The sequence below is a fragment of the Streptomyces sp. NPDC051018 genome, assembly GCF_044456085.1.
Lineage (GTDB): Bacteria > Actinomycetota > Actinomycetes > Streptomycetales > Streptomycetaceae > Streptomyces.
On sequence record NZ_JBITFN010000005.1, the window covers coordinates 255,882 to 270,707 of the forward strand.

At 71.9% G+C, this 14,826-nt stretch carries 13 protein-coding genes; 3 read left to right on the forward strand and 10 right to left on the reverse strand.

Translation table 11 applies throughout. From position 1 onward, the window contains the following. The first annotated feature begins 166 nt into the window (after window positions 1–166). Window positions 167–1,159, forward strand: a complete 993-nt coding sequence (locus ACIBCM_RS11855; protein WP_399241895.1) for a LysR family transcriptional regulator — start codon at window positions 167–169, stop codon at window positions 1,157–1,159. An 86-nt stretch (window positions 1,160–1,245) separates the two neighbouring features. On the opposite strand, the gene ACIBCM_RS11860 is transcribed toward ACIBCM_RS11855, so the two are convergent. The 5 genes from ACIBCM_RS11860 to ACIBCM_RS11880 form a co-directional block, all read right to left on the reverse strand. After that, window positions 1,246–2,625: an amidase gene (locus ACIBCM_RS11860; RefSeq protein ID WP_399241897.1), complete on the reverse strand. Its 1,380-nt coding sequence runs from the start codon at window positions 2,623–2,625 to the stop codon at window positions 1,246–1,248. Window positions 2,626–3,037: 412 nt separating this feature from the next. Next, window positions 3,038–4,630 (reverse strand): amidohydrolase, encoded by a 1,593-nt coding sequence (locus tag ACIBCM_RS11865; RefSeq protein ID WP_399241899.1) that lies wholly within the window; start codon window positions 4,628–4,630, stop codon window positions 3,038–3,040. Between the two features lie 89 nt (window positions 4,631–4,719). After that, entirely contained in the window at window positions 4,720–5,322 is a 603-nt protein-coding gene (locus ACIBCM_RS11870; RefSeq protein ID WP_399241900.1) for a DUF1989 domain-containing protein, read from the reverse strand. A gap of 133 nt (window positions 5,323–5,455) precedes the next feature. Further along, window positions 5,456–6,508, reverse strand: a complete 1,053-nt coding sequence (locus ACIBCM_RS11875; protein ID WP_399241902.1) for a hypothetical protein — start codon at window positions 6,506–6,508, stop codon at window positions 5,456–5,458. Next, complete coding sequence (locus ACIBCM_RS11880; protein WP_399241904.1) at window positions 6,505–8,157, reverse strand: APC family permease; 1,653 nt, start codon at window positions 8,155–8,157, stop codon at window positions 6,505–6,507. The genes ACIBCM_RS11875 and ACIBCM_RS11880 overlap by 4 nt, the downstream gene beginning before the upstream one ends. Before the next feature lie 146 nt (window positions 8,158–8,303). Here ACIBCM_RS11880 and ACIBCM_RS11885 point away from each other — a divergent pair, with 146 nt between their 5' ends. Further along, window positions 8,304–9,020, forward strand: coding sequence for a GntR family transcriptional regulator (locus ACIBCM_RS11885; RefSeq protein WP_399241906.1), 717 nt, complete (start codon window positions 8,304–8,306; stop codon window positions 9,018–9,020). A 277-nt stretch (window positions 9,021–9,297) separates the two neighbouring features. Here ACIBCM_RS11885 and ACIBCM_RS11890 read toward each other — a convergent pair whose 3' ends face one another. The 5 genes from ACIBCM_RS11890 to ACIBCM_RS11910 all read right to left on the reverse strand — a co-directional run bounded on the left by ACIBCM_RS11890 (window position 9,298) and on the right by ACIBCM_RS11910 (window position 13,633). Beyond that, entirely contained in the window at window positions 9,298–10,137 is an 840-nt protein-coding gene (locus ACIBCM_RS11890; protein ID WP_399241908.1) for a DUF1989 domain-containing protein, read from the reverse strand. Window positions 10,138–10,349: 212 nt separating this feature from the next. Further along, window positions 10,350–11,183 carry a TrmH family RNA methyltransferase gene (locus ACIBCM_RS11895; RefSeq protein ID WP_399241910.1) on the reverse strand — a complete coding sequence of 278 codons (834 nt, stop codon included), beginning with the start codon at window positions 11,181–11,183 and terminating at the stop codon, window positions 10,350–10,352. A 215-nt stretch (window positions 11,184–11,398) separates the two neighbouring features. Further along, entirely contained in the window at window positions 11,399–11,620 is a 222-nt protein-coding gene (locus ACIBCM_RS11900; protein WP_399241912.1) for a hypothetical protein, read from the reverse strand. Window positions 11,621–11,700: 80 nt separating this feature from the next. Then, entirely contained in the window at window positions 11,701–12,753 is a 1,053-nt protein-coding gene (locus ACIBCM_RS11905) for a helix-turn-helix transcriptional regulator (protein WP_399241914.1), read from the reverse strand. Window position 12,754: 1 nt separating this feature from the next. After that, complete coding sequence (locus ACIBCM_RS11910) at window positions 12,755–13,633, reverse strand: DUF4097 family beta strand repeat-containing protein (protein ID WP_399241916.1); 879 nt, start codon at window positions 13,631–13,633, stop codon at window positions 12,755–12,757. A gap of 178 nt (window positions 13,634–13,811) precedes the next feature. Here ACIBCM_RS11910 and ACIBCM_RS11915 point away from each other — a divergent pair, with 178 nt between their 5' ends. Then, on the forward strand, window positions 13,812–14,663 hold the full coding sequence (locus ACIBCM_RS11915) for a hypothetical protein (RefSeq protein ID WP_399241918.1): 852 nt from the start codon (window positions 13,812–13,814) through the stop codon (window positions 14,661–14,663). Window positions 14,664–14,826: the final 163 nt, after the last annotated feature.

Sequence of the window (14,826 nt, forward strand, 5' to 3'; positions counted from 1 at the left end):
TGTCCGAGTTTCAGGTGCTGCGTGGGTGACCACTGCGCAAGCCGCATGGCTCGGCCAACGGGCCGGTCCCCTTTCGATGCGAACTCCTCGAATAGTGCCCCAAGCGGGGAACGGTTGTCCTGGAAACGGCTATTGCTTCTTCAGCCGGATCGATAACGTCCCGGTTATGAATGGTCGGGACGCGGCAGGGGCGCGTTCGGCTGGGCAGAGGGCCCTGGGACGAGCCGAACCGAGCATCACCCAGCTCCGCCAGTTCCTCGTCCTGGCCGACGAGCTCCACTTCGGCCGCGCCGCTCAGCGTCTCTTCCTGACCCAGCCCGCACTCAGCCGGCAGATCAAGGCCCTGGAGGACCGGCTGGGTGTCGACCTGCTGCACCGCACCACGCGCCATGTCGAACTCACCGACGTCGGCCGCGAGATCGTGCCCGAAGCCAGGGCACTCGTCGCCGCCGTCGAACGGTTCCAGGCGTGCCTCGCCACGCTGACGAGACAGATCAAGGGCCGGTTGCGGCTGGGCGCCATCGGGGCCGAGGCCGCGATGCCCTACACCGTCGACGTCCTCGAAGAACTCTCCGCCCGGCAGCCCGGAATCACCGTCGAGATCCGCAGCGTCGACTTCGTCGAACAGATCTCGGCGCTCACCCGGGGAGAGATCGACGCCGCCTTTCTGCGCCCGCCGCTGCCGCCCGGATTCCGCAGCCTCCGGCTCGCGACCGAACCGCGCGTGGTGTGCCTGCACGCGGACGACCCCCTGGTCGGCCGGGCGCCCCTGACCCTGGCCCAGCTGTCCGACCGCACCGTGATCGACGTCCTGCCCGAAGCACCCCGGGCCTGGTGGGACTTCTGGACGGCAAACCCCCACCCCGGCGGGGCCCCCGTTCGTTACGGACCACAGGTCTCCGACCTTGAGGGAATGCTGCACGCCGTCGCCAGCGGGGCGGGCATCACCTTCCTTCCGGCCGCCGCCCGTTCCCTCTACCCCCGCCCCGGAGTCGCCTACGTCGATGTCACCGGGCTTCCTCCCACCACCGCCGCACTCGTGTGGCTCCCCTCGCACCCGACCCCACCCGCGCTCAGGGCACTCCTGACCGCGGCACGCACCGTCGTGCGCCGGAGGCAGGCGAGGGACGGCGGCCCGCCCGCCGGGTCGGCGGGGTGATCTCCGCCGGTGTCGTGGCCGGCCGACCGGTCAGCGGCGCAACGGAGCAGGGGATGGTTTCCGGCCGGCGCCGGGAGCGACGGACTTCACTGCGGTGCGCCTTCCAGCAGTGCCGCGAGCCGTAGCAGCCAGCCGTCCTCGTAGGGGCCGGCGATCAGCTGGAGGCCGACGGGCAGGCCGTCCACCTGCCCCGCGGGCAGCGAAACGGCGGGGAATCCGGTGCTGTTGGCGGCGGCGGTGAAGTGATCGCCGATGTCGGGCCAGTACAGGGTGCGCCCGTCGGACAGCGGAATCGCGGCGGTGCCGATCCGCGGCGCGGTGACGGCGACGGTGGGGGTGGCGATCACATCGACCGAGCGGAGCGCGGTGTGCAACTCAGCCGCGATCCGCAGCCGCTGCCGGTGGGCGGCCCGAACCTCGCCGTCCGTCAGGTACGCGCCGGCCGAGACGAGCGCGAGCGCGCGCGGATCGGTGGACCGGTCCGTGAGCGGGGGCCGCAGCGCGGCCGCCGATTCCGCGGCCAGTACGGCGACATTGGCGATCACCGAGGTGCTGGTGGTCAGTGGCAGTTCCAGGGGTACGACTTCGATGGAGTCGGGCAGCGCGGAGAGGGCGGCACGGCAGGCCGCGTTCACCGCGGGGTCGGCCGGGGCGGTCCAGTCGACGGGCCAGCCGACCCGGACCTTCCTCGGTACCGGCGCGGGGACGGGGCAGGCGCCCGGGGCGGCCATCGCGAGGACGGCCGCCAGGGCCGTGGCCGTGTCCGGGGTGATCACACCGACGTGGTCGAGAGAGGGGGACAGGGGCACACAGCCGTCGGTGGGGAGCAGGTCGTACGTCGGCTTGAATCCGACGACTCCGCACAGCGCCGCCGGGATCCGCACGGAACCGCCGGTGTCGCTGCCGAGGGCCGCGGCCACGAACCCGGCGGCGACGGCGACGGCCGAGCCGGAGGAGGATCCCCCCGCGATCCGGGTGTCGTCCACCGGATTGCGGGTCTCGGGACGGTGTGGATTGCCGTCCAGACAGACGGCGAGTTCGGTCATCGCACAGCCCGCCACCAGCCGCGCACCGGCTGCCCGCAGCCGGGCCACGGCCACCGCGTCCCGGTCGGCGGGCGGGGGCACGGCGGCACGTCCGGCCCTGGTCGGACGTCCGAGGACGTCGAAGTTCTCCTTGACGCCGACGGCCAGACCCGCCAGCGGGCCCTTGGGATCGGCAACCGCGTCCCAGTCGGTCCAGGTCAGCGCGCCGAGCCGGGCGTCCAGCCGTTCGGCCCTGGCGGGGTCGACGGCGGGCCCGGCCGACGCGGACGGGATCCCGGGCAGCGCGGGCAGCGCCGGGCGGGGAACGGCCGGGGCCGGAGTGGCGCGGAGCGCGGGGGAGGGCAACCGCGCCAGGCCCGTGCGCAGCGCGTCCAGTTCGGCACGGGCCGTCTCGTCCGGCGGCAGCGGCCGGCCCGTCATCGGGAGCACCTCGTCCGGCGGTGGGGGCTGCTGATCATCGCTCGCTTCCTGTTCGGCGGTGGGGACTGCCGATGACCGCACGCTCGCCGTCCGGCGGCGGGGCCGGTCGTGCCGCCCCTGTTCGGCGGTGGGCGGTCCGGCAGTGGTGGTCCGGTGGTCCGGATCCCGGTCGGGCGGTCCGGCGTTGGTGGTGCGTGGTCTGGAGGTCCGGCCGCCCCCGGTCGGGTGGTGCGTGGTCCGTAGGCCCGGCAGCGGTGGTCGGATCCCGGTCGGGTGGTGCCTGGTCCGGAGGTCCGGCCGCCCCTGGTCCGTAGGCCCGGCCGCCCCGGCCCGGCGGTGGGCGGTCCGGCTTCCGGTCCCCGGCGGCCGCCCGGTCCTCGGCCGCCCGGCCGCCGGAGTCATCGCTCATCGTTCATCGGTCGCCGCTCGTCCAGCGGGTGACCCCGCCGACCACCGTCTCCCGTACCCCGATCTCCGCGAGTCCCGCGGGGTCCACCGTGAGCGGATCGTCCTCCAGCACCACGAAGTCCGCCAGCCGTCCGGGTGTCAGGCTGCCCTTGAGCGACGATTCCCCCGCGACCGTCGCCGAGCCGGCCGTCTGGATCCACAGCGCCTCCGCCGCCGTGATCCGCTGGCTTCCGCCGAGCACCACCCCGTCGGGGGAGGTACGGGTGACCATGTCCCGCAGCGCGATCAGCGGTTCACAGGGGGCCGCACTGTGATCGGAGGCACCGGCCACCGGGATCGCGTGGTCCAGCAGGGTCCGGTGCGGGAACATCCGGTGCAGCCGCTCGGACCCGTACCACTGGAGCAGCTTGGCGCCATGCGCGGTGATGTACGAGCCGAAGGGGACCGCGGCCAGCTCCGCCGCCTTGATCCGGGCCGCCAGCCCGGGGCCGAGGACCGTGCAGTGCTCGATACGGTGGACGAGCCCGGGGCGCGGCAGGGCCGCCCGTACCGACTCCACGATGTCGAGGAGCACCCCGATCGCCCGGTCGCCGTTGGCGTGGACCGCCATGACGCTCCCGGCCCGGTGGACCCGCTCGAAGAGCGCGTACAACTCCTCCGTCGGGGTGACCTGCTCGCCGTGATCGGCCGGGCCGGAATCGCTGAAGGGCTGCTCCAGCAGACAGGAGTGCCCGGCGACCGCGCCGTCGACGAACGCCTTGAACCCGCCGATACGCAGCCAGGAGTCACCGAAGCCGCTGCCCACGCCGAGCGTGAGGAAGTCGTCGGCGTGGGTGGCGTCGATCAGCGCGTTCACCCGGACCGTCAGCTCCCCCCGACGGCGGGCCTCCTGGTAGAGGCGGAGCTGCCCGGGGGAGACCAGCGCGTCGCCGACGGAGGTGATGCCCGCCGCGTGGTACCGCCCGGTGAGTCGCCGGACACCCGCGATCCAGCCGTCCGCGGACGGTCTGTCCACGATCGCCTCGTCGCTCCACAGCAGCCGGAACAACTCCGGCCCGTGCACCCGGCCGTCGGGGACCCGCTCCGGGTCGAGCCCGGCCAGCCGCAGGGCGGGGGAGTTCAGTACGGCGCTGTGGTCGGAGACATGCGTGACCAGGACGGGGGCGGTGCCTCCCAGGGAGTCCAGCTCGGCACGGGTGAGCACGCCGGGCGTGGTACGGGTCTCGTCGTAGCGGTGGGCGCGGACCCACTGCCCGGGGGCGGCCTCCCCGATACGGGCCGCCAGCGCGGCCAGGGCCGACGCCCGGTCGCGGAACCGCGGCGCGCCCAGATCGAGGTGGTCGAGGCCGTCGGCCAGATCCCCGAGATGCTGGTGGGCGTCGTTGAAGCCGGGGACGACGACGCCCCGGCCGTGGTCGACGTGTTCGGCCCCGGGGAAGCGCGACCGCAGCTCGGCAGCCGTCCCGGTGGCGACGATCCACTCTCCGAGGGTCGCCAGCGCGGTGACCTCCCGGCCCGTGCCGGCCGTACCCGGAGCCCCGGCCATGGTGTGGACGCGCCGGGCGCTGACGATCCGTAGGGGTCCGACGGACTCCACCGGATCCCCGGGTCCCCCAGGTCCCCCAGGTCCGACGGCTCCCGCGGGCCCCGGAGGGCCCGCGGGAACCACGGGATCGAGCCGCGCGCTCACGCCGCGCCGATCCGGGCGAGCAGCGGAGTGCAGTTCTTGTTGTTCGTCGGCCAGTTGTCCACGGAGCAGGAGGTGAGGACGACCACGGCGGGGCGCAGCATCCGCAGGGTGACCGAGTCACCGGCCGAGGACGCGGCGGTCAGCACGTCCAGGGTGCCGTCCGGCTCCGGAGCCGAGTTCTGGAAGAAGTTCACGGGATCGGGCACCACGGGCAGCGTGACTCCGGCCGAGGCCGCCGCCGCGAGGAAGTTGTCATGGCAGTTCGGGTGGTCGAACAGCCCGACGCTCTCGTACAGCCAGCGGTTGCACGGCGGGAAGAGCATGTCGTGCCGGCCGGGCGAGGCGTCGGCGGTGAACTCGATGATCGGTTCGCCGAACTGATCCGTGAACGACTCCCCGACCCGGGGGAACATCCGCTCCCGCCGGTCCCTGGTGTGGCTGGTGGACAGCCAGCGGCCGTGGTCCTCGGCGTCGATCACCCACAGATCGCCGACCTGGTGCCCCTCCACGTCGACGATCTCCACGAGTTCGCCCGCGGCGACCGTGAACGCGCGCCCCTGCTGTGCCGGAACCGTCACCGATCGTCCGGTGTCGTTCATTGCTGCTCCCTGTCACTCGTCAGATGGAATCGGCCGGTGGAACCGCTCGGCCGATGGTTGTCATGGAAACGGAATTGGAAAGAGAAGAGGACGGGCCGGTCCGAACGGCCCGGTGGGCCCCGTGGCCGTGCCGTCAGCCGGATGTCAGCAGATGGTGGGCCACCCCGTTCTCGTCGAGGTCCACCAGCACCCCCCGCAGAATGCCGTCGGAGAACTCACTGCCCGGATTGACCGCGAGAGTGCGGCCCAGCCGTACATAGCCCCGGCTCTCCAGTGCCCTGCCGTGCAGCGACAGGACCGGCTCGTAGCGCTCGACGATCTCCCGTACGGCGGTGCTGCCCGACGGTGCGACGATCTCCTGGCCCGCTTCGGTCCTCGGCCGCAGCTCCTCGTCCAGGACCACCGTCGCGTCGAGTTCGGAGTCGTACGGCGGGCAGTGCGTGTGCAGGACGAGCTGCGCGCCGGAGCGGTCCACTCCCTCCAGGGCGGTGGCCAGCCGTGCCGCAAGCCCCTCTTCCGGAAGCTCCCGTTCGCACCGCCACGGGGTCTCATTGGAGTAGCCGACCCCGACCAGCACCCTGCGCTCGTCCAGTTCCACCGCCCTGCCCTCGGTGAGCAGGGCCGCCGGGGAGGCGTCGATGAGCGCGTCCAGATCCGTGGGATCGTCGTTGCCGCAGCAGACGAGGAGCCGTACCCGGTCCTCCGGCAGCCGGTCGGCGGCCAGTTCCAGCCAGCGGCGCAGCCGGTCCGCGGCCAGCCGGTGGAAGACGGCGTCGACGGCGGCCGGATCGTCGTCCAGCGCGGCCAGTTCGTCCGGCTCGGTGCGGAAGGTGTACACCCCGGCGTCCGCCGCCCGCTGCTCGAACCGGGCGACCTCCCGGTCGGTCCGCAGCTCGGCGGGGGATCCGTTGAGCACGGCGCGCCACACTCCCGCGCGGTGGCGTACGACGGGCGCCATCCGGGTGCCGGTGAGGTTGCCGCCGAGAACCAGCACCTGGGCGTCATAGGCCGAGGCCGCGCTCAGGAACTTGCTGAAGCAGCGGTCCGCTGCCCGCAGATCCGTGGCGAAGTACAGCCGTGTTCCGTGCGTACGTGCTCCGTGCGTACGTGTTCCATGTGTACGGGTTCCGTTGGTGCGGGTTCCGTTCGTACGGGCCGGGGAGGTCCGGGTCCGGGGCGGGTTCATTCTCCGGTCAGCTCCTTGAAAGCGGCGTCGAAGGGCAGGCCCCGCCTGAGGTGGATACGACGGGCCACACCGAAGACGACGAGGCCGACCACCCAGAACCCGGCGAAGAACAGCAGGCCCGTGGTGCCGTTGGCGTCGAACGCGTCATTGGTGAGGAACGCGTACACCATCGCGCCGAGCATCAGCGAGGACGCCACCCCTGCGATCACGATGACCGGGACACCGACGACCCGGATGTCGGCCGCGGAGCCCCGGAACAGCCGCGGCCGCAGATAGGGAAAGGCGATCGCGGCCGCCGAAACCGTCAGGAAGGTCGCGATGAACCCGAGGGTGGCCCCCGCCAGGAAGGTCACATCGCCGTCGAACGTGTAGTACACCAGCGCGAGTACGGAGCAGATCGCGAAGACGAGCAGCGCGTTGACCGGCGTACGGCGGCGGGTGCTCACCGAGGCGAGGGCCTGCGGCATGATCCGGTCGAACGACCAGGCCGAGAAGCACCGGCTCATGGTGGCCGTCCCGAAGATCAGATTCCCGGTGATCAGACAGAGGAACGACACATTGACGACGGTGGAGAACAGCCATCCGGGGCGGGTGAGGACCGCCAGATACGAGAAGTCGGGGGTCGACTCCAGCGGATAGCGCTCCGGCGCCACCGAGGAGAGATAGTTCGCGGCGGCGAGGAAGTCGGTGCTCCAGACCCGGGTGGCGATCAGCGCCATGACGACGATGACCGCGACGCCGATGAGCGCCGATCCGTAGACGGCCTTGGGCACGGACCGCCGTACGTCCTGGACCTCGCCTGTGGTGTACGTGGAGCACATCACGAACATCGTGGCCAGACTGATCAGCGCGACGGCCTGCACGGTCGGCGCGAACCCCTCGGGGCGGGACTCGAAGCCGGCCTGCCGGGCGGATTCGATGATGCCGGTGTACGACGCCTGCTGGTCGACGGAGGCCACGAAGGTGTCATGACCGGCGAACGCCAGGACCGCCAGGGTGATCAGCAGCAGCACCGAGCCGACGTAGAACGAACCCTTCATCACCCGCATGGCGAACCGGGTGCCGACGATGACCGGGATCGTGGTGAGGGCGATCAGCACCACGCCGACGAGCAGGACCACCCCCTTGTGCGACATCGCGCTCACCCCCGCCGACCAGCCCAGCGAGGCGAAGAAGCCGGAGAGGTAGACGGTCGCGAACTGATTCACCAGCAGGCCGCCGAAGAGGATGTTCCAGCCGATGAAGCTGAAGTTCGCCGCGAAGCCGACCGACGGGTGGAAGACCCGGGAGACATAGAGGTACTCGCCGCCGGAGCGCGGCAGCGCGAGCGCGAACAGGACGTAGACCGTGGCCAGCGCCAGGGCCGGCAGCAGAGCCAGCAGGACGGCCAGCGGCAGATTGGCGCCGGGAAAGGTGAACGGCACCACGACGAGTGTGGCGACGGCGGCCACGAAGTTGACGAGCAGGATGTTCCCGATGACGGCGTCGGCACCGGAGATCTGCCGTACCACCCCCGTGGAACGCCGGACGAAACCCTGGTGCGTGCCTCGGATCCCGGGCGCGGTGGCCCAGCGGGACGAGGCGTGATCCGACGGCGCCCGGTCCGACGAGGCTCGATCGCGCCTTGCGGCGGTTCTCTCGCTAGTCATGGGCGCAGACGCTAGATTGCTCAACGATCCATGTCAATGGAATCGGGGAACTGGCGAGGTTGAGAGCCAAATCGCCTCTTAAGCCTGCATATCCATGCGAGTACGCGGCCTTGATTGTTGAATCAACTGCCACCTACGATGACGCGGTGACCAATCATGTGGCGGACAGGGCAGACGGTACGAGCGGACCCGGCGCGTCATCCGACGGAGAGGCGATCGCGTCCGCCGACCGGGTGGCGGCGAGAATCCGGGAACTGATCCTGGAGGGGGAGCTGGCGCCGGGGAGCAGGCTGCGCGAGGCGCAGCTCGCGACGCTGTTCACCATCTCCCGCAATACGCTGCGTGAAGGGCTGCGTCTGCTGGTCACCGAGGGTCTGGTGCACCAGGAGCTGCATCGCGGGGCCGTGGTCGCGACCATCGACGCCGCGCGGGTGCGGGACATCTACCGGGTCCGCCGGGTGATCGAACCGCAGGCCCTCGCGGCGAGCGCGCTGCGGGACGACGCCCGGCTGGAGGCTCTGGAGTCCGCCGTCTCGGCGGTCGAGCTGGCGGCGGCGCAGAAGCGCTGGCGGGACGTGGGCACCGCGAGCCTGCGTTTCCATCAGGCGCTCGTCTCCCTGCTGGACAGCCCGCTGTGCGACGACTTCTTCCGCAGGCTGGGCGCGATGCTGCGGCTGGCCTGGGGGGCGGTCGGTGACGAGGCCGAGTTCGAGCGGCCGTGGCCGCAGCGGGACCGTGAGCTGTACGAACTGATCCGGCGCGGCCGGATCGACCACGCCCAGGGGGTCCTCGCGGTCTATCTCGACGACTCCGAGCGCCTGGTGCTCGCCGCGCTGCGGGCGGCCCGGGGGCCGTTGGACTGACCGGCCGTTGGGCTGACCCCGCCCCGACACCGGGCCGACACCGGGCCGACGGGGCCCGCCTGCCTCCGCCGCCACACCGCCGGGGTGGATCGTCCGATGCCATGACGGTGTGTCCGGCTGTCCGCGGGCCCGGTCCGTCGGGGTCCCCGCCCCACCCGGGGGCTTTCCGGCGGTGGGGGCCCGGGGTACCGCGCGGACCGGTCCGGGGCCTGCCGGTGGCAGGGCCCGCGGTCCCGCCGCCAGTCCCGCCGGGGCCCCGACTGCCCCCGTCCCGGCGTTACTCCTGCCGGGTCCAGCTCGGCAGCGCCATCCCGTGCAGCCCGCGGTAGGCGGCGCGGGACGGCGGGGTCCAGCCGGAGAGCAGTCCGGGATCCGGGCGGTACACCTCCACCCCGATCGGATGGCAGGTGTCCAGCGGATCGCGGGCGTCCGGTCCCCACAGCGGCACCGACAGATCACCGCCAGGGCAGGTGGACAGCGCGCACAGCAGATCCAGCTCCGCGAAGAACTCGAAGTGGTCCCCGGGCCGGGCCGGGCACGGGCTCATGAAGTACCGGTCCTCGTCGTTCAGCCCGGTGCACTGGAACACATTGAGCACGTCATGGACATCGAACTCGGTGAGTCCGTACGGCAGAACCGCGCGCACCAGGTTCGAATGGCAGTGGAAGTCGAAGTCCACGCCGCTGAGCATCCGGTTCACATAGGGATCGCACCGGCTGCCGAGCAGATCGTGCACCCGGCCGCCGTCCCCGTCCCGGCCGTAGTCGGCGAGGGTGTCGTCCGTAATGGTCAGCAGGGGCCTGAGGAACGGCAGATTCGACCACAGACGGTCAAAAGTCGACACATGGGCCCGCTGGAGTTGCCGGGTCCGTGCGGCCCAGAGCCGTTCCCGGGGGTCGTTGGCATTCCATACGTTCAGATCGCCGACCTGCGGCCCGTCCACGGTGACCAGCCGGCACAGATGCCCGGCGGGCACCTCCCAGGCGCGGCCCGAGCGGATGGGGATCTCGAAGGAGTCCACCAGTTCACGGTCGCCGCCGGTCACCTTCCGGTAGAACTCCCGGTCCACGGCCAGTGCACCGCCGTCGCTCGACCGGTATGCGGCCTCTGCACCCAATGTCTTCCCTCCCCACGTTCGATGAGCCGTGCGGCCCACCGGTCACCCTAGTCAGGATTGTTCGACAATCCAAGTGCATGCCTAGGGTGCACCGGCCCAACCTGGGGCAACTCTTCACATCAGCGCATAGTTGGTCAGCCCCTGAGGGATAAAACTGTTCTACGAAGAGATGCCGTCCGGTTCCCGGACGAGGGCCGGCCGGGCCGGGCCCCTCAGGACCGCCTTGCGGCGAGGAGGCGCTGCCGATGTGCCTCGTAGAGCACGGCGGTCGCGGCGTTGGCGGCGTTCAGGGAACTCGCGGATCCGGTCATCGGAATGCTGACCGTGTGGTCGCACACGTCCCGCCAGGCGTTGCTCAGCCCCGAGGTCTCATTGCCGACCAGCAGCAGCACCGGCTGGGTGAAGTCGAAGTCGAAGACCTCGCAGTCCCCCTTCTCATCGGTGCCGACCAGCACGATCGGCCGTCCCTCGGCCCGGCGCTCGGCGACCCAGGCCATCACCGTGCCGGGTGAGCCCACACGCAGCGCAGGCAGCGCGAAGAGGGAACCCGTGCTGGCCCGCACCGACTTGGGGTCGTAGATGTCCGCGGAGTGCCCCGACACGATGAGCCCGTCGGCCCCGAAGGCGTCCGCGGACCGGATGATGCTGCCGACGTTCCCGGGGCTCGTGGGCCGGTCGAACAGGACGCCCAGAAAGCCGCTGCCGACCCGGAGCCGCCCCAGGTCGTCGGACGGCATCTGAACGACGGCGACCATCTCCGGCGGGCTCCCGTTCTTCTCCGCCAGATCCGCGAGCAGGTCGGGGGCCATGGACACCGGCTCGGCGTCGACCTCCCGCAGCAACTCCCGCGCCCACTGCGACAACTCCCGCCGTCCGTCGTAGATCAGCGCGTTGACGGGCCAGCCGTACCGCACCGCCAAGGAGATCGGGCGTACCCCCTGGACCAGGAACTCGCGTGCCCGTGTGCGTTTGTTCCGGTTGTTCAGCAACGCCTCCCACTGCTGGAAACGGGCATTGCGTACCGTGATCCGCTGGTGTGCCGGCACCGGTCCTCCAAGTAGGCCGCCGTCGATCGACGCACGGCGAGCTTACGGAACCGGTGTCGGCACCCCCGGGGGATTTTCCTGGCCCCCTCGGCCTCTCCGCTGCGTACCCGCCCCGGCCGCGCGCCCCTCTTCCGTGGTCCCGCGGTCCCGGCGGACCGGGCCCGCTCGTCCCGGCCCTCCGCGAACACCTGATCCGGGGAGACCCCCGGCGGGCGTCAATTCCACGGTTCCCGGCAGGGGTCCTCGCCGAGCACCTTCGCCGCGGCCACGCAGAGGTCCTCACCGTAGAGCTGGTTGCCGCCCCAATCGGAGCCCCACAGGTCGGATGCGGCCCGGGCCACGGCACGCCAGGAGAAGTCCTCGTCGACCCGCCATCTGCGGATCCGGGCGGCCATCTCCGGAGTGATCGCCGCCGGATCCACGGTGCCGTGTGTCATTCCACCAACCCTAAGGACGCCCGGGAGCAGACGGCCACCGGCTTTCGCACGCTGATCCGGCCGCGTCCGTGAGCGAGCGCCTATTCGGACTCCCGGCGGTCGGCCTTCGGCAGGTGCAGCAGCGCCGTGATGTGCGCCGCGGCCGTGGAGAGAAGGCGGCGTGCCTCGGCGAGCTGGAGTTCGGTGACCCCGTTGTCCCGGGCGGCGTCCCGGATGTCGTCCCGGAAGCGGTCCAGCAGACGGTCCAGGTCCCGGCTGGGGTCGCCGGTCGCGGGGGTGTCGGCGGGCCAGTCCGGTACGGACCGCGGTGGCGCCTCCGTTCCGGCGCCCGAAGCCGGTCCCGTATCGGCTCCCGTACCCGAACCCGCAGGGGAATCCGCGGCGGGATCGGATACGGGGTCCGGCCTGCCGGACGGAGGCCAGCCGTTCCGGGCCAGGCCGCTGAGCTGCGTGGACAGCTCGGTGAGTCCTTCGCGGACCCCCGTCGGCCAGTCGCCGCGCGTGAAGTGCCCCTGGACCTGCTCCTGGACCTGCCTGGCGATCCGCTGCATCTCGTCGCGGGCCATCTCCTGCGCCTCCCTGGCCTGGCGGCGTGCCTGCTGCGCGTCCTCGCGGGCGCGCCGGGACTCGTCCTTGGCGCGGCGCGCCTGCTCCTGCCACTCATGGGTGACCTTGCGCCACTCCTCCTTGGCGGTGCGCCAGGAGTCGTTCTCCTTGCCCGAGGACTTCCTGCCGGACGACTTGCGGGTCTCCGACGCGGCGGCGGCCCGCATCTCGCTGCGCAGCTTGCCCGCCGCGCTGCGTACCTCGTCATGGATCTCCGCCGCCAGCTCCGAGACGGACTCGCGGATCTCCAGCTCCAGGTCGGCCAGTTCACCGCTGCGGCCGGCCAGTTCCTCACGCCCGGCCTCGGTGATCGAGTAGACCTTGCGGCCGCCCTCGGTGGCGTGGGTGACCAGACCCTCGGCCTCCAGCTTGGCCAGCCGCGGGTAGACCGTGCCCGCCGACGGCGCGTACAGACCGTGGAAACGCTCCTCCAGCAGCCGGATCACCTCGTACCCGTGGCGCGGAGCCTCGTCCAGGAGCTTGAGCAGATACAGGCGCAGACGGCCGTGGGCGAAGACGGGGGGCATGTCAGAGCACCTTTCCGGTGGTGGGGGCGTCGGCCGGGTCCGGGTCGGCGTCCAGGGGCGGCTTCCGCAGCAGCGCGATGGAGCCGGAGACGGTCGTCGCCTTGAGGGTGCCCGTGCCCGCGCCGAGCGTCCCGGTGATCTGCTTCGCGCCCCACTCGCCGCTGACCCGCAGATCGTCGAAGGCGTTGGCGACCGAACCGCTCGCCGTCTCCGCCCGCACCCGGGCGTCCGCGGGATGCGGCAGCCGGATCGCCACCTCGCCCGAGACCGTGTTGAGCCTGAGGTCGGCCGGCCCGCCCTCGTCCTCCCCGTCGGGGGAGGTGAGGTCCACGAGCATGTCGCCGCTCACGGAGTCCGCGTGCACGGACGCGCCCGCGCTCTCGAACACCGTCAGATCACCGGACACGGAGTTGTAGCGCAGATCGCCGGTGACCGACTGGGCCTCCAGACTCCCGGAGACGGTGTCGGCGCGGACCGCGCCGGAGAGCCGTACGAGAGTGGTGTCGCCGCTGACTCCCCGTACCGTCGTCGCGCCCTGGATGCCGGAGACCACGGCCCCCGCGCCCACGACACCGACCTCGACGCGGGCGCCCGCCGGAACCGCGAGCGACACGACCGCGCTGCGGTTCCAGCCCTTGCGGTCGAGCCACTTCAGCCAGCCCGTCCAGGGCAGGTCCCGGTACGCGACCGTGAGGGTGGAGCCTTCCCGGGTGACGATCAGCGGCGGGCCGTCGATTCCCGCGACCTCCAGCCGGGCGGAATCCCCGTCCGTCCCCACGACGTTGACGGTTCCGTTCACGATACGGACGCTGAGAGCGGTCACCGGGGCGTCGAAGGTGAGCTTGCGAGGCTCCGAGACCTCCCACGTCGACTCTGTCATGTCGCTGACCTCCTGGACGGACCCGTGCGGCGGACCATGACGCAACATATCGCGTCTCTTCGTCAATACGATATATCGCGAATGAAGGATGTCAAGCCTGTTGACGGCGGCCCGGAGTGAGAGGGGTGCGATATCCATAAGGGGTCATAGTGGGGCGAAGTGATCTAGCGTGGGGCACATGAACGCGATACCCGTGGGCGCGCTGCTGCTCTGCCGGGCCGGACCCTCCGCCGTACGTTCCCCCGCTCAGCTGCTGCGCGAGCGGCAGCTCCTCGTCCCCGCGGGCGACGAGTGGAGCGTTCTGGTCCCCGAGGGAGCCCCCTGGCGGGAGGACGAACCCGTCGACCGGGTCCTGGGCGGCTGGGCGGCGGCCCTCGCCGTCGCCGTGGGCTCGGGACGGCCCGTGCTCGCGCTCTGGTGGGACGCCGACGGAGCGGGGTTCACCCTCGCGTCCGGCTTCCGCAGACCCGTCGGATACATCTGGCTCGCGGACGGGACACCCGTCGGGGAGGACGAGGCCATGCTGACCTTCGCGGAGCGCCTCGGGCTCGATCCCGTACTCGACGTCCAGGACCTGGAGCCCCTCACCCTGCCCGATCCGGACGCGGACTCCCGGGCCCGGCTGGCCGGCCTGGCCGCGGTGCTGAGCCGGGCCGGACTCGACCTCCCGCGCGGACTCACCCTCGGCGCGCCGGGCGCGCGGCTCCTCGCCGCCGCGCGGGAGGCGGGCGCGGAGCGGGTCGAATGGGTGGGCTGGCGCGACGCCGTACGGACCGAACTCCACTCGGTGGAGGAGAGCCTGGACCACTGGCTGCGTGAGCCGGGCGACCGCACCGGCCCCAGGCTGCTCGGCGCGGTACAACTGGCGGCGGGCGTCCCGCTGGTCGCCTGGGGGCTGCGGCGGGGCGGCGCGGGCTGGACGGTCGCGGGGGCGGTGCTGATCGCGCAGGGCGCGCTGACACTCGCGTACGGGCTCCGGCGGACGGGAGGCGGGCGCGCCGGGCTCGCCGAGGTGGCGGGGGAGGGCTGAGGCGGGCGCGGGAGGCGGGTGGCGCGGCCGTTGACGCCGTCACCCCCGGCGCGGTCGTAGGTCCGGTGGGCGGCCCGCCGGGAGGGGCCGCCGTCGGGGACACGGGCGCTCGCGCGGTGACGTTTCCGCGCGGGGTGCGCTTGTGGTGCGGCGGGTCCGGGGC